Source organism: Neorhizobium sp. DAR64860/K0K1, from assembly GCF_050500205.1.
GTDB lineage: Bacteria > Pseudomonadota > Alphaproteobacteria > Rhizobiales > Rhizobiaceae > Neorhizobium > Neorhizobium soli.
Map to the genome: position 1 here is coordinate 1236340 of NZ_CP191459.1, position 19987 is coordinate 1256326.

Sequence of the window (19987 nt, forward strand, 5' to 3'; positions counted from 1 at the left end):
GATCAGGGGCTTACCACTGTGTTTTCGCTGTTGGTGACGGGCTTGAGCGAGGCGGCGCGGCGTTCGCGCCAGATGATGTAGAGGCCTGACCCGATGATGATGGAGATTCCGAGCCATTTGACCGGATCCGGGAAGTCGCCGAACACCAGCCAGCCCAGCAAAGTGACCGAGACGATCTCGAAATACTGAAGCGGCGCAATGACCGAGGCGGGCGCGGCGCGATAGGCATAGACGGCAAGCAGGCCGGAGAGGGCAGCGACGGTGCCGACGCCGACCATCCATGTGGTCGTCGTCAAATCGGGGACCGAGGGGGCCATAAATTCGATGCCGCTGACATGACCGATCAGGAGGAGGGCACCTGATATCGGAATGCCCCAGAGCGACATCTGAAACTGCATCGACCATGGGTTTTCGCGATGGGCGAGCGCCCGCGTCATCAGGGCGAAGACGGCGACGCCGAAAGCTGTGACCACGGGCAATACCGCGATATAGCCAATTTCCTGGAAGCTCGGGCGGATGACGATCATCGCGCCCAGGAAGCCGACGCCGCAGGCCGTGTAGCGCCGCCAGCCGATGACTTCCTTGAGGAAGATCGACGACATGACGGTGAGGATGATCGGCTCGACGAAGAAGATGGCGACGGCATCGGCGACTTCCATCACGGCAAGCGTTGCGACGAAGCAGATCATCGACAGCGTGATCACCGCCGCGCGGATGGCGTGATAGAAACTGAGTTCCCAGGAGAAATTGCGCCACGACCCGGTCCACAGCACGATCGGCAGCATGCAGAGGCCCTGTACGATGAAGCGCACCATCGTGATGAGGGTCGGGGAGGCACCGTCGGTCGCGAGCTTCGAAAACACGTCGATCAGCGGCGTGATCAGCATGGCAAGCAGCATCAGGCCCATGCCGGCGGAAATGCCGGATGCTTGCAAGGCAGGTCTCGTGTGCGCATGCGGTGACGTCATGTCAAAGCTATACCTTCGGCATTCTCCGAGCGCACTTGAGGAAATATCATGAACTCATTCCGTTTGCGTGCGGGTATCGCGCGACGGATCTGAGCGACGCGAGGTGAGCGTTCCCGCCCATGCGGCGAAGGCGTTGGTCGCGCGGTCCCGGACGCGATCGTTCAGGGTCTCGTGGCGGGTTTGCGGGTAGATGATCGTCTCGACATTGTGCATGCCGCGTTTCTGGAACCTGTCCGCGAGCCAGCGGATGGCGCGCCCTCCATCCGTCGCCGGATCGTCCGTGCCACCGACCAGATTGACCGGCAAGTCGGCGGGCAGGCGGTCCAGAAGCGCGGGTCCCCGGTAGGACATCTCGAAGATGTCGAGCCAGAGCGAGACGCTGGCATCGAAACCGCAGAGCGGGTCGGCAACATAGGCATCGACTTCGGTTTGGTCGTGGCTCAGCCAGTCGAAATCCGTGCGATGGCCGGGGATCGATTTTCCCCATGCCCCGAAAGTGAGTTTCGGCAGATGCGTGCTTGGAACATCAGACCCTTTCAGCGCGCGCTCGACAAGCAGAATTGCCTGGGCACCGCGCCCGGCAAGGCCTGGATCGAAGTTGGAGTTCCAGACGGCAATCCCGTCGAAGGCCTGCGGATAATCGATCGCGGCATTGAGGGCGATGAGGCCGCCCATCGAATGCCCGACGAGAATGATCGGCAGGTCCGGATGGGCATCAGCCGCGAGATCGCGAACCGCTTTCACATCCGCAGTTACATGCCTTGCACCGTTGCGCAAAGCAAAGCGGCCGAGCGGTATGCCGGGTGCCGTGGTCTCGCCATGGCCGCGGTGGTCGGGCGCATAGACATGAAAACCGTGCGTCGCCATCGCTTCGGCAAACCGCCGGTAACGGCGGGAATGGTCGGCGAGACCGTGCAAGACGAGGATGACGCCACGGCCGTCCGATGTCGCGGGTTGATGATGAAATGCTATGCGCGCGCCCGTCGAACTATCGAGCCAGTTGGTTGTGTCAAACATCGCTATTCCTGCGGCACCGACGCTGTCAGTCGCTTGTCCTGCCCGGCCGCTTCTCCCGTTCGATCTTTCGCAGAGGCAATCCGGTAGCGCAATGTTAATTCAAGCTAGGTAAGCCGGTGCTGAAGGGCAAAACGCAGGTGGCTTCGAGGATGGCTGGCGCGAGGAGAGGCGAGGCAGGCGCGTCATCGACGCGGCAGGAAAGATCGCTTCTGCGGATCTTTTTCGTTGTCTACCTGACGGCAATCCTTTTGCTGCTACTCGACCTTTCCGATGGACGGCTGTTCTTCGCGGATGTGGATGATGTTCTCCGGGGCGTTCAGATTCGCCATCTGTTATCCGCATCCGGGTCCTTCTGGGACCTGACATTGCCGATGATCGACAGCCCAGGGATCTACGTCTCGCCCTGGTCTCGTCTCGTCGATCTTCCCTATGCCGGCCTTTCGCTTCTGCTGACGCCGTTGCTTGGCCGCGACGAAGCCATCTCCGCGTCCCTGTTGATCTGGCCTCCGATGCTGCTTTCGGTCTATGGGCTGTTTGTTGCCATGATCTGGAAACGCATTGCTCCGATCACTGAGGGGATTCACCATCTCCGGCTGGCGGCTGGGACGTTCGCGATGCTGTATGCGGTCTTCGAATTTTCACCCGGTCGGATCGATCATCACAATTTTCAGATCGTTGCACTGATGGCTGTCGCTTACGGTCTTGTCCGCTTCGATCGTATCGGCGGTATCGTTGTCGGGGTAGGCACCGTCATGTCGGTCGCCATCGCACTCGAAGGTCTGCCGTTCCTGGTCATCATGTTGGGCGGACTTGTTGTGGCATTCGTCTCAGGGGCGACCAGGGCGGCCGAAACGCTCTCGGCGGCGTCGGCCACAATATGTATCGCCACTGTTCCAACAGCTTTGGTACTGCTTGGCGCCTCAGGTACGATGTCGACGCAGTGCGATGCGTTTTCTGCGCCCTATATCGGTCTTCTTGTCGGTCTGTCCGGCACATCCTGGATTGCCTGCAGATGTTTCGCGGATGCATCCGGCTGGGTAAAACTCGCCGTTCTTGCCGCTGCCTCGATCGGCGTCATCGTTGCAACCGGAATCTCTTTTCCTGAATGCCTTGCGGGCCCCTATGTCGGGATGGATCCGCTCGCCAAGCAGCTATGGTTCGACCGGGTGCCGCAGGAGCAGGGACTGCTCCATTATGCAGGCGGCTCGCCGTTGCCGGGCATCATGTTGATCGGCATTTTCGTCACCATATTGGTGCTCGCGGCGCCACGGGTTTTGAACGAGGTTCGCGCCGGTAACCCGGGCGTCGCGATTGTGTTCGTCACCGCGATCGTCAGTGTGGTGCTGGCGATCTGCCTGCTTCGCTACATCCGTTTTCCATTCGTCTTTGCTGCACTTTTCGTGCCGCTGGCGCTCCGCCATATCGACGAGGAATCCAGGCAACCCGGCCGGGCAGCAAGGACCGTGTTGGGCGTCGGGGGCGGCGTCGTCATGCTGATTCTCGGTCTGTGGATGCTCTCGCGGCCACAAGCGATACACGGCGATGCCGTCCAGGCGATGACCGTTGGCGACTGCAAGACCAGTGACCTGTCGGCGATCTCAAAGGTCGGAGGGGGACACATTCTAGCGCCGCCGGCCCTTGCAATGTCGGTGCTGAGGAACCCGATGCCATCAGGGCTGACGGTCGGGCCGATCCCGTTTCACCGGGCCTCACGCGGGATGGCGAACGCCTATACAGCCTTCATCACAACCGACCCAGAGACGCGTCGCGAAGCGCTTGCACCGTTCGATTATGTGGCGGTCTGCCGTTTCCCTGCGCAGGCTGAGCCTGGATCGGCGCCGCTTTACGATGCATTGTCCGCGAGCAAGGACTGGCCCGGTCTCGCACGGCTCGAGACCGGTCGCGCAAATCCGTTTCAGCTTTTCCGGATCGACCACGCAAACCTGCGCTAGAAAGCCTCCGATCCCACGATTCCGTTCGGAAAGCGCATGGTTTGCGCCTCGTATGCGTTGCTCCCAGGCCCGTCTTCGCCTACATAGCGGGCAAACAAATTCCCCGGAGCACATTTATCCATGGCACGTCAGTTCATCTATCACATGTCGGGGCTGAACAAGTCCTACGGCGCCAAGAAGATCCTCGAGAACGTCAACCTGTCCTTCTATCCGGATGCCAAGATCGGTATCCTCGGTCCGAACGGTGCGGGTAAGTCGACGGTTCTGCGCATCATCGCCGGACAGGACAAGGAATTCACCGGTGAGGCCTGGCTCGCTGAAGGTGCGACCGTCGGCTATCTCGAGCAGGAACCGCATCTCGACCCAACGAAGACTGCTTTCGAGAACGTCATGGTCGGCGTCGCTGCCAAGACCGCGGTGCTCGAGCGCTACAACGAACTGATGATGAACTATTCCGACGAGACCGCCGACGAAGGCGCCAAGCTCCAGGACGTCATCGACGCACAGAACCTCTGGGATCTCGACAAGCAGGTCGAAATGGCGATGGAAGCCCTGCGCTGCCCGCCGAAGGATTCGGACGTCACGCTGCTTTCGGGTGGTGAGCGTCGCCGTATCGCGCTCTGCCGCCTGCTTCTGTCGCAGCCGGACCTGCTGCTGCTCGACGAACCGACCAACCACCTTGACGCCGAGACCATCGCCTGGCTCGAAAAGCACCTGCGCGATTATCCCGGCGCCGTGATGATGATCACCCACGATCGCTACTTCCTCGACAACGTCACCGGCTGGATCCTCGAGCTCGACCGTGGCCGCGGCATTCCGTATGAAGGCAACTACTCGGCTTACCTGCTGGCGAAGGCCAAGCGCATGCAGCAGGAATCCCGCGAAGATGCCGGTCGCCAGAAGGCGATCAGCCGCGAACAGGAATGGATCGCCTCCAGCCCGAAGGCCCGTCAGGCCAAGTCGAAGGCTCGTATCAAGGCCTACGAACAGCTGGTCGATGCCGCTGACGGCATCCGTCCCGGCGATGCGCAGATCATTATCCCTGTGTCCGAACGTCTCGGCCAGGTGGTGATCGAGATGGAAGGCATCAACAAGGGCTTTGAAGGCCGCACGCTGATCAACGACCTGTCGATCAAGCTCCCGCCAGGCGGCATCGTCGGCATTATCGGCCCGAACGGCGCCGGCAAGACGACCCTGTTCAAGATGATCACCGGACAGGAAAAGCCGGATGCCGGTTCTGTCCGCATCGGTGAAACCGTGCATCTCGGCTATGTTGACCAGAGCCGCGATGCTCTCGACGGCAACAAGACGGTGTGGGAAGAAATCTCGGGCGGTGCCGAAGTCATCAAGCTCGGCAAGTTCGACATGAACTCCCGCGCCTATTGCGGCGCCTTCAACTTCAAGGGCGGCGATCAGCAGCAAAAGGTCGGCAACCTGTCGGGTGGTCAGCGTAACCGCGTTCACCTTGCCAAGATGCTGAAGGCTGGCGGCAACGTTCTGCTGCTCGACGAACCGACCAACGACCTTGATACGGAAACGCTGGGCGCTCTCGAAAGCGCGCTCGAAGCGTTTGCGGGCTGCGCGATCATCATCAGCCATGATCGCATGTTCCTCGACCGGTTGGCGACGCATATCCTCGCGTTCGAAGGCGATGGCCATGTGGAATGGTTCGAAGGCAACTTCGAGGATTACGAAGAGGACAAGATCCGTCGTCTCGGCCCTGATGCTCTCAATCCCGGCAGCCAGGCCCACAAGCGCCTGACGCGCTAACTGCGACCGACGCAGTTTTGAAGCTTACAAAACCCGGGGTCGTCCCCGGGTTTTTTGTAGGAATGCAGGCTGAAATCCCGTTGCGTCTTGCATGACAATTTGAAATCACATAAACATATCTTTATATGTTGATTGTGAAGGCGTGTTGTATGGGGTTGGTCCTCGATGAACTGGTAGATGTGTTGAAGACGGCAGGGGAGCCCACACGGTTTCGCCTGCTTGTGCTACTGGCCGCGGGCGATTTGACCGTCACGGATCTGACCGAAATTCTAGGTCAGTCCCAGCCTCGGATCTCGCGTCATCTCAAGCTGTTGACCGAAGAAGCGCTGATCGAGCGATACCAGGAAGGCGCCTGGGCTTACTTTCGGCTGCGCCAGGAAGGGAACGGCGCTGCACTGGTCCAGACCTTGCTCGCCTCCGCTTCGCAGGATGATCCGGTGCTTGTGCGCGACCGCGAGCGTCTGACAACTGTGAAAAACCAGCGCTCGGCGAAGGCGCAGGAATATTTCAGCCGCAACGCTTCGCAGTGGGACGAGCTTCGTCGCCTGCATGCGAGCGACGAGACGGTCGAAGAGGCGCTGCTGCGGCTGATCGGCCCATCGCCAGTTGATTCGCTGCTCGATCTCGGCACGGGAACGGGCTGGATCCTGCAGTTGCTGGCAAGCCGCTATCGCCGCGCGATCGGTGTCGATGCCAGCCGCGACATGCTGTCTGTCGCCCGGTCCAATCTCGACGATGCAGGCATCGTCAAGGCATCGGTCCGGCACGGCGACATTCTCAATCCGCCTGTCGAAGGCCAGGATTTCGATCTCATCACCATTCACCAGGTGCTGCATTTCCTCGACCGGCCGGATCTTGCGATCGCCGAAGCCGCCCGCATGCTGCGGCCCGGCGGGCGATTGCTGATCGTCGATTTTGCGCCGCATGCGCTGGAGCATCTGCGTGACGAGCACGCGCATCTGCGCCTCGGTTTCTCCCATCAGGCGATGAACGAGTGGCTGAACAGAGTGGGCCTGGACGTCCAGAAGGTGATCGACCTCAGCCCGGGCCGCGAAGGCGCCCTCACAGTGACAGTGTGGCTTGCCGGCGACCGTCGCCTGCTGATGGCGAAAGCCGACACACCCGCTCTCGCCGAAACCGTTATCTAGGAGCCTGATCATGGATACACCCGCAGCCAAGGCCCCGTTCAAGCTCTCCTACGAGTTCTTTCCGCCGAAGTCCGATGAGATGCAGACGCAGCTCTGGGAAACGGTCGATGCGCTTGCAGCCTTCAAGCCGGAATTCGTCACGATGACCTATGGCGCCGGAGGCTCCACGCGCGAGCCGACGCTCGCAGCGGTTCAGCGTATGATCAACGATGCCAAACTCCAGACCGCTGCGCATCTGACCTGCGTCGATGCCGCGCGCGAGGAGGTCAAGTCTGTTGTCGAGGAGTACCGGGCAGCGGGCGTTCGTCGCATCGTTGCGCTGCGTGGGGATTCGAGCGCAGGCGTCGGCGCGGCCTATACGCCGCATCCCGACGGTTTCTCGGACACGGCCGATCTGGTGCGCATGCTGGTCGAGTATGGCGACATGGATATTTCCGTCTCCGCCTATCCGGAAATGCATCCGGAAAGCCCGAGCATGGCCGCCGATATCGATACGCTGAAGCGCAAGGCAGATGCAGGTGCCAACCGCGCGCTGACGCAGTTCTTCTTCGACAACGAAGTGTTCGAGCGCTATCTCGAGGCCGTTCATGCGGCGGGCATCACCATCCCGATCGTGCCGGGTATCATGCCGATCCAGAACTTGACGCAGTTGAAGCGTTTTGCGGGCCGCTGCGGCGCCACCGTTCCGGCGTTTCTCGATGCCCGTTTCGAAGGGTTGGACGACAAGCCTGATGATCGTGCCAAGGTTGCGGCCGATGTTGCAGCCGAGCAGATCGCAGACCTGATGCGCCGCGGTCACGATCACTTCCATCTCTACACGATGAACCGCGTCCCGCTGGTCTCAGGTGTGCTGGAACGGCTTGGCCGGCACCCTGACAAGGATGCAAACGTCGGTAACGCTGCGTAGCTCCGACAATGAAAAAGCGCATGTTCCATGCGGGAACATGCGCTTTTGTAATGCTGCCGATTATCAAACGGTCAGTCCGAGGTATCACCGGTCACCGGTTCCATGCGTTGTTTTGGAATGCGTCTAGATGAACAACATCGAAGCGACGAACACAAACGCAATACCAACCACCAGGACATTGAGAGGGTAGGTTCTTCCCATGTCTGCCTCCTTGCGTTGACTGACAGAGTTTATGTCTGTTTCATGGCAAATGGGAAGAGGGAAACCGTGCTGCAGCGCATCAAGACGCGGCCGAAACCGACCGATGATTTGCCATCTCATTGATTTGACAACGGAAAGTCCCGTTAACGGAAGTTTTCAAAGTGTTAAATATCGCGATCAGACGGTTAACAGTACCGTTTCCAGCGAGGACTACGTTGCCGTTGTGCGGGTGCGAAGGATTCGCCCATCCAGCAGAAGGAGCCCTGCACAGATGACCGCCATGCCGGCAATATCAGTCCATTCCAGTCGTTCGCCGAGGAAGAATACTCCCAGAAGAATGGCGCTCGGAGGGATGAGCAGCGTGACGAGGGAAGCGTTGGTTGCGCCGGCAAGTGCCAGGACCCTGAAGAAGATCAGGTAGGCGAGCGCGGTCGAGAGTAACGCCAACGCCACGATAGCCATGACGACGTGAGGAGACGGTGCAGCAAGCGTCCAGGGTTGGTCCGCGACCAGCGAGACCGGCAGTATCATCAGGCTCGACGCCGTGAGCTGTCCCGTGGCTGTCACCGGGGCCGGAATGCCGCGGAAGCGTTTTCCGTAGGTGCCGGCGATACCATAGGAGATCGCGGCGCCGATCGGCAGGAGCAGCGCCCAGAGCGGTGCTGCCGTATCTGTAATCGTGCTCGGGCCGATCAGGATGCAGGTGCCGACAAGGCCTGCAGCGCATCCTGCGAGCTTTGCCCCGGTCAGCTTTTCGTCCGACGTCCACTGGTTGGCGATGATGACGGTCCAGATCGGCGTCGTCGCGTTGAGGATCGAGGCAAGGCCTGCGCCGATCTCCGTCTGGCCGAAGAAGATCAGCGTGTGCGGCAGAGCGTTGTTGAGGAAGCCCATGACGAGAAAGGCGCGCCAGTGGGTGGCCAGAATGGCGTAGGTTCCGTTGCGGCCGTGCAGGTAGATGTGGAGAGCGAGAGCTGCAAGGCCGAGGCGCAGGAAGACCAGCGTGAACGGCGGTATTTCCTGGACGGCGATGCGGGCGAAGAAGAACGAGCCGCCCCACAGAAGGCCGAGCACGAACAGCAATGCCCAGGCGACGGGGGTCAGTCTGGCTGCGGCGGATGACATGGAATGCCTTTGTTGATGCTGCTCGAAGGTAAAACGGGCGGCGGTTATCCCGCCACCCGTTTTATGTCATGTGATGCAAGGTCTGCTGCTTAGAGAGCAGACAGGAGCGCCTGGGTCGGCCAGCCGTCGGCCGGCATGCCGAGGCGTGCCTGTTCCTTCTGGACGGCAACGCGCGTGCCGGAGCCCAGAATGCCATCGATCTTGCCGACGTCATAGCCATGCGCCTGAAGCTTGGTCTGCAGTGCCTTCATGCCCGTATCGTCGAGACCCGGTTCCGGGTTGCCCTTCAGGTAAGGCGGGGCGCCGGAGAGGCGGGTGGCGAAATAGGCGGCAGACGTCGTGTAGATGAACGACTGGTTCCACTGCAGGTAGATACCGAAGTTCGGATAGGTCAGGAACGCGGGTCCCTTGCGGCCCTGCGGCAGAACGAGTGCTGCCGGCAGGTTGCCAAAGGACGTGACACCATCGCGCGGCGTGACGCCATAAGAAAACCATTCGCTGGCCGGGATCTCGTTGCCGAGGCCGCTCTTTTCGAAGGGCAGGCTTTCCGGCAACGTCACTTCCTGGATCCAGGGCTGGCCGGGCGTGAAGCCCATGCTCTGAATGAATTTGGCCGCCGTCAGGATGGCGTCGGGACCGCTCGTCTTGACGTTGATGTGGCCGCTGTTGTCGCCATCGACGCCGTGGGCGATGATGTCTTCCGGCAGCATCTGCACCTGGCCGATTTCGCCGGCCCAGGCGCCGGTGTTGGTGGCCGGGTCGAGATCGCCGTGCTGGACCATTTCGATCAGCGCGATCAGCTGCGGCCGGAACAGGCCCGGACGGCGGCAATCATGCGACAGCGTGACAAGCGCGTTGCGGGTGTTGAAATCGCCCTGAACGGCACCGAAATCGGTTTCCATCGCCCAGAATGCGGTGATGACTCCCGGCGCAACACCGAATTCGCTCTGGGCACGGCCGAACACGTCCGAAAGCTGCTTCATCTTCTGACGACCGATATCGAGGCGGCCCTGGCTGACGGTGCGCTGCGAGAATTCGAGGAAGGTCTGGCGGAAGACGCCCTGCGCGCGGTCGCGTGACAGAACCTTCTGGTCGATCTCGGCGCCTGCAAATGCCTGATCCGCGGCGGCAGCGGTAGCGCCGGCTTTGATCGCGTCAGCCTTGACGCCGTCGAGGAAGGTCGCAAGATCGCCGCCGCAAGGTGCTGCCGGAATTGGCGGAGCGGTCGGCTGAGTGGCTGTCTGGGCAAGGGCGGTGGAAGAGAGGCAGGCGGCGAGAGCACAAGCCAAAGCTGCGCGGCGGACAAGTGTCGAAGACATCAGCGGTTTCCTAAAATCGATTTCTTCCGCGCGACATGGTCACTGGTGGACATGGGCGCAGACCCTCAGGTCGCGCCGGTTTTAGCGTAACGTCAGATACATTGCCAGAGAGCTTGTGCGGGTTAGCACATCAGTCGGCCGACGCAATAAACGTCTTCCACGCTTTGCTGTTTCCGGCAAAGACATTGATATCGGTTGCGCCCTTGACGCCCGGGACAACGCCGGTTGCCGTGTATTGCCAGAACGCCCACTTGCGGTCCGTATAGATCTTGGTCGGATGGGCGGCGACCGAGCGAACCCAGAAATGGTAGTTGGGGAAGGCGCCGACGAGGTTGTCGCGGTGGAAATCGACCGACGTGTAGATGATCGGGCGCTTCCCGTAGTGGGCCTCGATCCTGTCCATGAAGCGTTTCATGCTGGCGCGTACAGTCACCGGATCTGGCTTCAGCTTGCAGGTGGGCGAGGCGTGGTTCCATTCCATGTCCAGCACCGGCGGCAGCATGTTTGCTTCCTTGGGAACATTGGCGATGAACCAGTCTGCCTGATCTTCCGGTGTCGAGCAGAAATAGTAGAAATGATAGGCCGCGTGCGGAATGCCTGCATTGGCGGCGTTGCGCCAATGGGTGGTGAAGGCGGAATCGATGCGGTCCTTGCCCTCGGTGCCCTTGATGAAGACGAAGGCGACGCCGGATTTCTTCACCGTCTGCCAGTCGATGTCGGTGCCGTTCCATTTCGACAGGTCGATGCCGTGAACCTCGTGGCGGCCCGGATGGTTCGCGCCGAAATCCTGCGGATCCGTGTCCTTGAACTTCATCTGCCGGACAGAGCCAGTATCGACCAGATCGTAGCTCGTGGACGTACAACCGGACATCAGAAGCGCGGCAGACAGGACGGCAGCAGAAAGAACGGTTGGAAGCCGGGGCATGAAGGTTCCGTGTTAGGGCAGAGACAAAGAGCCTTGTCCGCGATCGAGTGGGCAAAAGGGAGGCGTAGCGTCCCGTTTACCATAAGCTCGTAAAAATTCAGTTAGAAAGCAAGATCTGGAATACGCTTAGTGATTATCCCCGGCGGCGAAGGATCGCCCGCCAGGCATAGCCGCTACCGATCACCTCGAACATCATGTCGGCCTTTGCCGGTGCGAGACGCTTTTCCAGCGCCTGTTCGAGGGTGGCGCGCGGGGTCACATGAAAGCGGGCGAGCCAGGACTTGAGCGCAGACCCCATGATGTTCGGCAGGTTTTCCTGCTGTCCGAAGTCGACGATATGCAGCGACCCTTGAGGCGAAAGCGCCGCAAGGGCGGCGTCGATCGCCTTCTCCCAGTCTGGGATCATCGACAGGGCATAGGAAATGAGGATCCGGTCGAAACCGTTGACGCCGAACTCCTCCGCCGTGAATGTCGTGGCATCTGCGACCTTCAGAATAAGCTTTATTTCCGTGCCGCGGAAATTCGCGTCTGCCGTCTGGAGCATCTGCGCGGAGATATCGAGGCCGTAAAGTTTCGCGTTCGGGAAAAGCTCGTGGGCGAGGAGAAGGTTGCGGCCGGTTCCGCAGCCGACTTCCAGCACGCTTCCTCCGACTGGCGGGGCAAGGCCTGCGATCGTGCCATCGCGTCCCAGGAGATAGTATTTGCGGGTGAGGTCGTAGATATGCCGCTGGTAGCGGTACATCCGGTCCATCCTGCCGGCATGGCCGATCTCTTCACGATTGGCCGGTCCGAGGTTGCCTGCGTCGGTCTCTGCCATCAGTCGGCCTTCGCGTAGACATGGAAGCCGCCGTAGATGGCGGAGCGGTCCTGCAGGTTGAGGGCCTGCGAGCGCTCGTCGAGATAGGTCCAGCGCGCGGCAAGCGAGGGCGAGAGGCGCCCTTCGATGACACTGCGCTCGGCGGCCGTCCGGAAGATCACCCTTGCGCCGACAGCGGCCGTCCGGTCGATCTCCGACCAGAGGTCGTTGATCTGCTGGTCGTTCATCCAGTCCTGCGCGTCCAGCAAGACGTAGCGATCGACGGAGCCCGCCGTCTTGCGCTTGAGGAGAGCGGTGAAACTCTCGTGGTGAACCGCGACCCGGTCTGTGGCGGCCCGGATCGCCTTGTAGTTGCCTGCCTTGAGATAGGTGGGCAGCGTGCCTTCGTGGGCGGCGGGATAGCGGCGGACAAACGCCTGCCAGGCGAAATAATTGTCCTTCAGAGGAAAATGACAGGCGAGCTTTTCGAGACGCTCCCGCAGCACGGTCGCGATTGAGCCGTTATCGCTGCCGCCGGTCGCCATGCCGGCCAGCTCGTCATATTGCTGCGGCGGAATGCCAAGTCCGAACAGCGAGCTCTTGTTCGAGGTAATCCAGCGGACCAGTTTTCTGTCGAACAGGGGCGCGATCTCTTCGTCGAAGAAGCGGCGCTGATCTCGGACCGATTTGGTCTGCGCCATCTTCGTCAGATCGACGCCATGCAGGCGCGCCAGAAGGTGTCCCGCGCCGATGAACCGGCCGAGAAGCCCGGTGCGGTAGATGTTGCGGTCGAACACGGAGACGCGGCGACGGCCGGTGATAGACCGCTTCTGCCAGTAACTGCGGGTTGCGCGATCCAGATGCGACGCGATCAGTCTGTCGAAGGTGACGCTGTTCGATCGTGTACCCTGCGCCGAGAGAAACCTGACGACATCCATATGGCTCGGCAGATGACGGAATGCCGCGAGCTTCAGCCGATTCAGCGCGACATGGTGGGGGTTAAGATCCACGACATCGATGCTGCGCGGATTGCGGGAGAGGTAGGCCAGCATGTTGCAGCCACCGGAGCCGATGGTGACGATCGCATGCTCCGATGAGAGCTTCATTGCTTCCATGTCGACGTCTGGATCTTCCCAGATCTGCGGATAGACGAGACCGGAAAACAGGAGCCCGAACAGCCGTTCCGACAGCCCTTCGCGCGAAAATAGTTTGTGCTGGAGCAGCGCATCCTTGAGCTTCTGATTGCTGGTGAAACCGGTTTCCCTGACGACGTCGGCCATTGCGTCTCTCGCTGCGTGAATTATTTCGCGATCTGTAGAACGCAGGCCTAAACCCGGCATGCTACAGCTGGATGACGAGGGCTGTTGGTGAACAAGGACATTTGACATATGCGCCTGATGAAGCGGATCGTGACGGGAACTGCCGCGGCATTGGTACTTGGAATCGTCGGGGGACTGGCGTGGATCACCATTGCGCCGCCGCAACTGCTTCGGGTAGGAAGCGGCTATGCGGCCAAGATCGTCTGCTCCAATGTGTTTCTGGCCGGACGCGATCCGCAAGAGGTGCTGGCGAGCGACGTGCAGGCGCCGGGCAACCCGCTGCTCCTGATGATGCGGGTGACCGTTGACCGCGATGCCGGTCGGGTCGATGCCGGGCTGCTTGGCTTCATCGGAACCAATCAGGCAACCAACAGGCCTGGCCTCGGCTGCACCGTTTCGCCGGATGGTTCGGCGTTGCCGCAAGTCGCGCTGCCGCCGCGATCATCACCTTCCGTCGATGAAGCTCCGGCCTGGCCGGTGGGGCAGGGGGTCGAACGCGATCCGCGCGTGATGGCGGTTCTAGAGGATAAGGCACTGACCGGGCCTGGCATGCGGGCGGTGGTGGTCGTCAAAAACGGGCGCATCGTCGGCGAGGCTTATGGAGAGGGCTTCTCGAAGGACACGCCGTTGCTGGGATGGTCGATGACGAAAACCGTCAATGCGGCGCTGATCGGCACATTGATGAACAGCGGCCGGATGTCGCTCGGAGATCGTGATCTTCTGCCCGCGTGGAGCAACGACAAACGACGCGAAATCACGCTTGCCAACCTTCTCGCCATGGAAAGCGGGCTTGGTTTCAACGAGAATTACGGTGCCGTCGCCGATGTCACACGGATGCTCTACCTCGAACCCGACATGGCCGCCTTCACGGAAACGATCCCGCTCGAGGCCGATCCCGGTTCGCGTTTCAGTTACTCGTCGGGCTCCAGCGTATTGCTGTCGAGGATCTGGATGGACAGGATCGGTGATCGCGCGACGGCTCTTGGCTATCCATCCAGGGCCTTGTTCGATCCGCTCGGCATGACAAGTGCTGTCATGGAGCCCGATGCGGCAGGGACGTTCGCCGGCAGTTCCTACCTCTATGCGACCGGGCGCGACTGGGCACGGTTCGGCCTGTTTCTGGCGCGCGACGGGGTGTGGAAAGGGATGCGACTGCTCCCCGAGGGCTTTGTGCACCTGATGCAGGAGCCGAATGCGCATTCGGGCGGACGGTTTTCGAAGTTGCAGACGTGGCTGCCGAAGGCCGATGGTATGCCGCTACCGGCAGATACTTTCTACCTGCAGGGCCACGACGGGCAGACAATTGCTGTCATGCCGTCGGCTGATCTCGTGGTGGTTCGGCTTGGGCTGACGCCCAGGTCGCTGGGTTACGAACCGGGCTTGCTGTTCGGCGCCGTTGCGAAGGCGACAGGTGTCGCAGGGCTCTGATCGGCCTTCAGCACATGCAGCATGTCGCGACGCTTGGCGTCGTAGTAATAACCGCGGGCATAGAGGCGGATGGCGTTGTCGTTCTTGTTGTCGGCAACGAGCCAGGCGCCGCGGAGATATCGGATCGCGTATTTAAGATTGGTCTCGGCGTCCAGCAGTCCTTCCGGCTTGCCCTGGTAGCCCATCGACTTCGCGGTCGAGTACTTGATCTGCATCAGGCCCCAGTAGCCGTTCTTGTGATAGGCCTTGGGATTGTATTTGCTTTCGCGATGGACGACGCGGTGCACCAGCGATTCCGGCACGCCGTAGAGACCAGCATAGCGCTTGATGAGCTTCTTGAGGTCTGCGGGCGCGTTCGACGCGGTATCCGGCATCGGCTCGCCGGGAGCCGGCGGAAAGTCCTTGATATTGCCCATGGCCGAGACCGCAGCCACAGCGCGGGGTGCGGCTGCATAGGCAAGCGTGGAGCTTGCGGCAGCCGGCGTTGCAGCACCAGCAATAGCGCTCGATGTAAGCGTGGCTGGACGCGGTGTCGGCACGACCGATTGCAGCGCCACCATATCCGGCGTCAGTTCTTCCTCGTCGAGCGCGATGGCCTGCGCTGCTGCCGGCTGGATCTGGCCAGACGCAACGGCGGTCGCTACCGGCGGCGACACGAGACGGCTCGACTTCTGGGTCATGACCGAAGCGGCTGCCGGCTTGAGCGGCTGCGCAGAGGCAAGGCTCACAGGCTGGACTGCGGTTGCGATCGGCGGCGGCGTGAAGGCAACGATCGGCGCCATGGTCGGAGACGCCATGGCGGCATTCTGAGCCGATACGGTTTCTACGGTCGGCGGAACCGGAACGGCAATGCGACCGCTCTTGGCGATCTGCGCCATTGTCTGGCCGGGCGCCATTTGTTGAGATTGATCGGCGGCGGAAGAATTGTACTGGATGACGAGCTGACCGTCAGCTGACGTGGTCTGAGACGGCTGACCGGAAGCGACTTTTGTATCGCGCTCAACGCTGGAGCATCCAGCCAGAACGGAAGACATCGCAAGCGCCACAGCAGCTCTACGGCTGACGAATCTGACCACCGTCATCAGGTTGCTCTCATTTGAAATGGTTACCGTACCCGCCAAAAAGTCACCGATTGTGGATTTCCATTAACGTATAAGGCGGCGCCCGGCAAGTCGAAGGACGCTTTCTGTTTCCTCAAGCAGCAATTCGCCGGAAACCAGCCGTCACGGCACGCCTGGCGATGAATACCGTGCCGGGCTTGTTCAAGGCTGGATTGCGCCTCGAAAATCGCTTTGTGCCCCGCAGCGCAAGGCTGGGGATGAGTGCCTGTGCCAACGCACTGCCAGCGATGGAGGCGAGAAAAATCGCCGTCAGCACTTCGGCCTGGAGCGAGAGCGACAGCGAAGGGCGCAGAAACTGTGCAGTCAGCGCGGCAAGAATGATCGCGTATCTGGGGGTGCGAACGCATCGAACGAAGACGTCTGCGAAGATCCGGTCAAACCGCCGCGTCGGCAGATTGTCATTGTCGGCGAGCGGCGCGCGGACCTGTGGGTCCTGGAAGCACCAGAGTACATAGACCATGGCGTAGGCGATGCCGACCCAGCCGATCGCGGTCATGGCCGATGGCGCGTAAAAACAGACAAGCAGTAGCGGCGCGAGGCCCGCGGTGAAGGCGAGACCCAGTCCCAAGGCCAATGCGGGGACCGTCACGACTGCGCTTAGACGGCCGCGCTGCTTGGAATAGAGCGCGACTGTCCTCGTCAGCGGGTTGGGAAGGATGACGAGGGCCACAGCGGTCGCGGCAAATGCGAACCATGTTTCGATCGTCATCACATTCCTCCGGAGCCCACGGCTCTCGTTTGTCGCTCAGCGCGACGCGTTATACGGTTTCGTAGGGCTGGCCGATATGGTCCATCACCTCGCCGAACCATTTTGCCGTCAGATCGAAATGTTTTCCACCCTTGATTCGGGGAAATTCGATGGTTCTCAGTTTTCCGCCTTGGTCTTCATCATGGCCGGTGACGCCGGACACCTTGTTGAGAGCGCTTTCGACCGCAAGATCGACCATGCCCTGGATGAGGCGAAGGTCATCACCATTGGCCGGGGCCGAGCGGGCGAAATAGCCTGACTTCTGGACCATCGAGCGTTCGGCACCGATCAGGCCCGCAAACTGGTTCTGGAACCAGCCGCCGACATTGATCGTGTCGAGCTTCACATGGCCGAACGCATCACGCTTGACGGTGTCGCCGGCAGCTTCGCGTTCCGCGATGATGGTGTTCATGCCGGCGCCTTCCGAGACGAAGATCGTCACGGTGCCGCGTTCTTCCATCACGCGCTTCAGGCGTGCAGACTCTTGTTCGAGGTCGAACTCCAGTTCCGGCAAATAGAGGCCATCGATGCTTTTCAGCTCGGCGTTCATCATGAGGCCGTCGACATACTCGTTGCCGCGGCTCTGCTCGATATAGGCGCGTGCCGTTGCGGCCGTCAGCCAGCCGCAGTGGCGACCCATGACTTCGTGGATCACGAAGGTGCGGGGGGCGGCGGTCTGCTCGTTGCTGACATTGTCGAAGAAACGAGCGCCGACTTCGGCCGCCGTCCAGGCGCCGAGCGACTGGCGGATTGGCACGACGTCGTTATCGACGGTCTTCGGAAGACCGACGACGGTGAGATCATAGCCATTGGCGCCGAGGTAGGCTGCGAGATCGGCTGCCGTCGTGTTGGTGTCGTCGCCGCCGATCGTGTGAAGGATCGTCACGCCGTCCCTGGCAAGCCGTTCGGCTGCGACCTGCAGTGGGTTGTCGCCTTCCTTGACGAGGCCGCGCTTGACGCAATCGGCGGCGTTGGTGAGCTTGACGCGACTGTTGCCGATCGGCGAGCCGCCGTAACGATGAAGGAGAGAAGCCTTTTCACGCATCTCGGATGTGATCGCGATGCTGTCGCCCAAGAGCACGCCCTGGTAGCCGGAGCGGTAGGCAATGATGTCGAGGTCGGGGGCAACATCCGAGTAGCGCTCGATCAATCCGCCGACGGCAGACGAGAGGCAGGGCGCAAGGCCGCCGGCGGTCAACAGTGCGACTTTCTGTTTGGACATCGATCCTCCTTGATGCGCTCAGGGCGCAAGAAACTGACAAAACGGGATGAATGGATGCGACACCAGCCGGAGCCTGTAAAGTGAATTTCTCAAGAAAATTCCGTCGCTTCGAGGTTTTTCCTGTCCGTTCCCCGATCTAATCGTTTCAAAGAAATCACCAGCCTCGTGGGCTGCCGTGGCACACGGCAGGACGGGTCGTTTTGGTCGACGTTTCGACCCATTGGCCGTCAACAACTTTGTGCCGTTGCCGGACAGACCGGGCTTCTGCATGATTGTTCGAAAAACATGAACAGAGTTTAATCTTCAGCGGACCGTCCTCAGCTTGCCAAAACGTCGGTTATCTGGTCATTTAAGGGATGATTTTCGATTTCAATTGCCTCCAATTGTCCTCCCTGTGGGAAAGGTTGCTCGGTGCCGTCGGCGATGCCGCGGGCGGTGTGCTCAACCGAGTCGTCGATGCGATCCGCACCATGTTCGAGGGCGATCCGGAAACCCGGCGCCAGGTTTCCTTCTCGGTGGCGATCATTGCCCTGTCTGCAAAGATGGCGAAGGCCGATGGCGTGGTCACCGAAGCCGAAGTGAGTGCCTTCCAGCAGATTTTCGATTTTCCGGCCGAGGAAGCGCGCAACGTTGCACGTCTCTATAACCTCGCACGCCAGGACATTGCCGGCTACGAGGCGTATGCCACGAAGCTTTCGGGGCTGTGCAGCAGCGGCGACATGGAAAACTGCCCGATGCTTGAGAGCGTCGTCGATGGTCTGTTTCATATCGCCAAGGCGGATGGTCTCGTGCATGAGAGCGAGCTGGCGTTTCTGGCGCGCATCGCCGAAATCTTCCGGATCGACGAGGAACATTTCCGCCGCATCATGGCCCGCCACGTGCATCTCGACGGTCGTGACCCGTATCTGGTGCTCGGCGTTTCGCGTGACGACGATTTCTCGGCGATTCGCAAACAGTACCGTCTGCTGGTTTCGGAGCATCATCCCGACCGGCTGATCGCACGCGGCGTGCCGGCAACACTGCATGCGGCTGCGACCGAACGGATGGCCGCGCTCAACGCGGCCTATGAAGCGATCGAGAAAGAGCGCCGCGCGGCATGACAATTCCGGCTTCCTTTGCCGCCGATCATGCCCGCGCCACGGTCGAGCCTTCGCCAAATCATGGGGAAAGGGCAGGCGGGCGCCAGCCGGACATGATCCTCCTGCATTATACCGGCATGCCTGATGCCGATCAGGCGCTGGCATGGCTTCGCAACGAGGCGAGCCAGGTCTCCAGTCACTATTTCATCCATGAAGACGGCCGGATCGTGCAGCTTGTTCCCGAGGCGCGGCGCGCTTGGCATGCGGGCAAAAGCAGCTGGGCCGGCGAAACGGACATCAATTCCTGCTCCATCGGGATAGAAATCGCCAATCCCGGACATCCCGGCGGACTTCCCCATTTTCCGGATATCCAGATCGATGCGGTCGTCGAATTGTGTCGAGACTGCGGCAATCGCTGGGGAATATCTCGGGAACGGGTCGTCGGACACTCGGATGTCGCCCCCATCCGCAAGCTCGACCCGGGCGAAAATTTCCCCTGGCAGAAATTGTATTTGGCGGGGATCGGTCACTGGGTCGAGCCAGGTCAGATCAGCGGCGGCCGGTTTTTCCAGCACGGCGAAAGTGGTCAGCCGATCGAGGCCCTGCAGTCGATGCTGTCGCTCTACGGATACGAGATTGAAATCACGGGCACATTCTGTGATCGCACGAAGGGCGTCGTCGAGGCTTTCCAACGGCATTTCAGGCCCGCGCTGGTCGATGGGATTGCCGATTTTTCGACGATCGACACGCTGCATCGGCTGCTCAAGGCACTGCCGAAATACAGCTAGGCGCAAGCTTCGCGAAACTGTCGGAAGCGTTTGCGGACAGGGCTTTTTTGCATTGCCACATGATCTCCTTATTGCGGCTTTCTAAAGAGTTGCTAACGCAGCGTCCCCAGACGGGGGCTGCCAAGATAAACCTACAGGTTCTGTAAACCTCGCG

17 protein-coding genes are annotated in these 19987 nt (G+C 60.8%); 7 read left to right on the forward strand and 10 right to left on the reverse strand.

The window, feature by feature from the left end:
• Nucleotides 1-2 precede the first annotated feature (2 nt).
• Together ACQY1J_RS10660 and ACQY1J_RS10665 are read right to left on the reverse strand one after the other, a co-directional pair.
• Nucleotides 3-968: a DMT family transporter gene (locus tag ACQY1J_RS10660; RefSeq protein WP_430251411.1), complete on the reverse strand. Its 966-nt coding sequence runs from the start codon at nt 966-968 to the stop codon at nt 3-5.
• A 54-nt stretch (nt 969-1022) separates the two neighbouring features.
• Nucleotides 1023-1985 carry an alpha/beta fold hydrolase gene (locus ACQY1J_RS10665; protein ID WP_430251412.1) on the reverse strand — a complete coding sequence of 321 codons (963 nt, stop codon included), beginning with the start codon at nt 1983-1985 and terminating at the stop codon, nt 1023-1025.
• A gap of 149 nt (nt 1986-2134) precedes the next feature.
• Here ACQY1J_RS10665 and ACQY1J_RS10670 point away from each other — a divergent pair, with 149 nt between their 5' ends.
• The 4 genes from ACQY1J_RS10670 to metF all read left to right on the forward strand — a co-directional run bounded on the left by ACQY1J_RS10670 (nt 2135) and on the right by metF (nt 7762).
• Nucleotides 2135-3937 (forward strand): hypothetical protein, encoded by a 1803-nt coding sequence (locus ACQY1J_RS10670; protein WP_430251413.1) that lies wholly within the window; start codon nt 2135-2137, stop codon nt 3935-3937.
• 120 nt (nt 3938-4057) lie between these two features.
• Nucleotides 4058-5707, forward strand: coding sequence for an energy-dependent translational throttle protein EttA (gene ettA / locus ACQY1J_RS10675; protein ID WP_062456108.1), 1650 nt, complete (start codon nt 4058-4060; stop codon nt 5705-5707).
• A 149-nt stretch (nt 5708-5856) separates the two neighbouring features.
• Nucleotides 5857-6855 (forward strand): ArsR/SmtB family transcription factor, encoded by a 999-nt coding sequence (locus ACQY1J_RS10680; RefSeq protein WP_062581130.1) that lies wholly within the window; start codon nt 5857-5859, stop codon nt 6853-6855.
• Nucleotides 6856-6865: 10 nt separating this feature from the next.
• Nucleotides 6866-7762 carry a methylenetetrahydrofolate reductase [NAD(P)H] gene (gene metF / locus ACQY1J_RS10685; RefSeq protein ID WP_062456114.1) on the forward strand — a complete coding sequence of 299 codons (897 nt, stop codon included), beginning with the start codon at nt 6866-6868 and terminating at the stop codon, nt 7760-7762.
• Between the two features lie 411 nt (nt 7763-8173).
• Here metF and ACQY1J_RS10690 read toward each other — a convergent pair whose 3' ends face one another.
• The 5 genes from ACQY1J_RS10690 to ACQY1J_RS10710 all read right to left on the reverse strand — a co-directional run bounded on the left by ACQY1J_RS10690 (nt 8174) and on the right by ACQY1J_RS10710 (nt 13408).
• Nucleotides 8174-9088: a DMT family transporter gene (locus ACQY1J_RS10690; protein WP_430251414.1), complete on the reverse strand. Its 915-nt coding sequence runs from the start codon at nt 9086-9088 to the stop codon at nt 8174-8176.
• An 89-nt stretch (nt 9089-9177) separates the two neighbouring features.
• A complete protein-coding gene (locus ACQY1J_RS10695) occupies nt 9178-10407 on the reverse strand; it encodes a lytic murein transglycosylase (RefSeq protein WP_192086331.1) in 1230 nt (409 codons plus the stop codon).
• A gap of 130 nt (nt 10408-10537) precedes the next feature.
• Nucleotides 10538-11332: a glycoside hydrolase family 25 protein gene (locus ACQY1J_RS10700; RefSeq protein ID WP_113167058.1), complete on the reverse strand. Its 795-nt coding sequence runs from the start codon at nt 11330-11332 to the stop codon at nt 10538-10540.
• A 133-nt stretch (nt 11333-11465) separates the two neighbouring features.
• Entirely contained in the window at nt 11466-12149 is a 684-nt protein-coding gene (locus ACQY1J_RS10705; protein WP_430251415.1) for a class I SAM-dependent methyltransferase, read from the reverse strand.
• The gene (locus tag ACQY1J_RS10710; RefSeq protein ID WP_430251416.1) at nt 12149-13408 is read right to left on the reverse strand and encodes a DUF3419 family protein; all 1260 of its coding nucleotides are present in this window, start codon (nt 13406-13408) and stop codon (nt 12149-12151) included. Before ACQY1J_RS10710 ends, ACQY1J_RS10705 begins: the two co-directional genes overlap by 1 nt.
• Nucleotides 13409-13516: 108 nt before the next feature.
• On the opposite strand from ACQY1J_RS10710, the gene ACQY1J_RS10715 reads away from it, so the two are divergent.
• Nucleotides 13517-14875: a serine hydrolase domain-containing protein gene (locus ACQY1J_RS10715; protein ID WP_430251417.1), complete on the forward strand. Its 1359-nt coding sequence runs from the start codon at nt 13517-13519 to the stop codon at nt 14873-14875.
• On the opposite strand, the gene ACQY1J_RS10720 is transcribed toward ACQY1J_RS10715, so the two are convergent.
• The 3 genes from ACQY1J_RS10720 to ACQY1J_RS10730 form a co-directional block, all read right to left on the reverse strand.
• Nucleotides 14815-15957: a transglycosylase SLT domain-containing protein gene (locus ACQY1J_RS10720; RefSeq protein WP_430251418.1), complete on the reverse strand. Its 1143-nt coding sequence runs from the start codon at nt 15955-15957 to the stop codon at nt 14815-14817. The genes ACQY1J_RS10715 and ACQY1J_RS10720 overlap by 61 nt on opposite strands.
• Nucleotides 15958-16069: 112 nt before the next feature.
• Nucleotides 16070-16705 (reverse strand): hypothetical protein, encoded by a 636-nt coding sequence (locus ACQY1J_RS10725; protein ID WP_062456138.1) that lies wholly within the window; start codon nt 16703-16705, stop codon nt 16070-16072.
• A gap of 49 nt (nt 16706-16754) precedes the next feature.
• Entirely contained in the window at nt 16755-17966 is a 1212-nt protein-coding gene (locus ACQY1J_RS10730; RefSeq protein WP_430251419.1) for a pyrophosphate--fructose-6-phosphate 1-phosphotransferase, read from the reverse strand.
• Nucleotides 17967-18322: 356 nt separating this feature from the next.
• Here ACQY1J_RS10730 and ACQY1J_RS10735 point away from each other — a divergent pair, with 356 nt between their 5' ends.
• Together ACQY1J_RS10735 and ACQY1J_RS10740 are read left to right on the forward strand one after the other, a co-directional pair.
• A complete protein-coding gene (locus ACQY1J_RS10735; protein WP_062456142.1) occupies nt 18323-19066 on the forward strand; it encodes a J domain-containing protein in 744 nt (247 codons plus the stop codon).
• Complete coding sequence (locus tag ACQY1J_RS10740; RefSeq protein WP_092660608.1) at nt 19063-19833, forward strand: N-acetylmuramoyl-L-alanine amidase; 771 nt, start codon at nt 19063-19065, stop codon at nt 19831-19833. The genes ACQY1J_RS10735 and ACQY1J_RS10740 overlap by 4 nt, the downstream gene beginning before the upstream one ends.
• Nucleotides 19834-19987 lie beyond the last annotated feature (154 nt).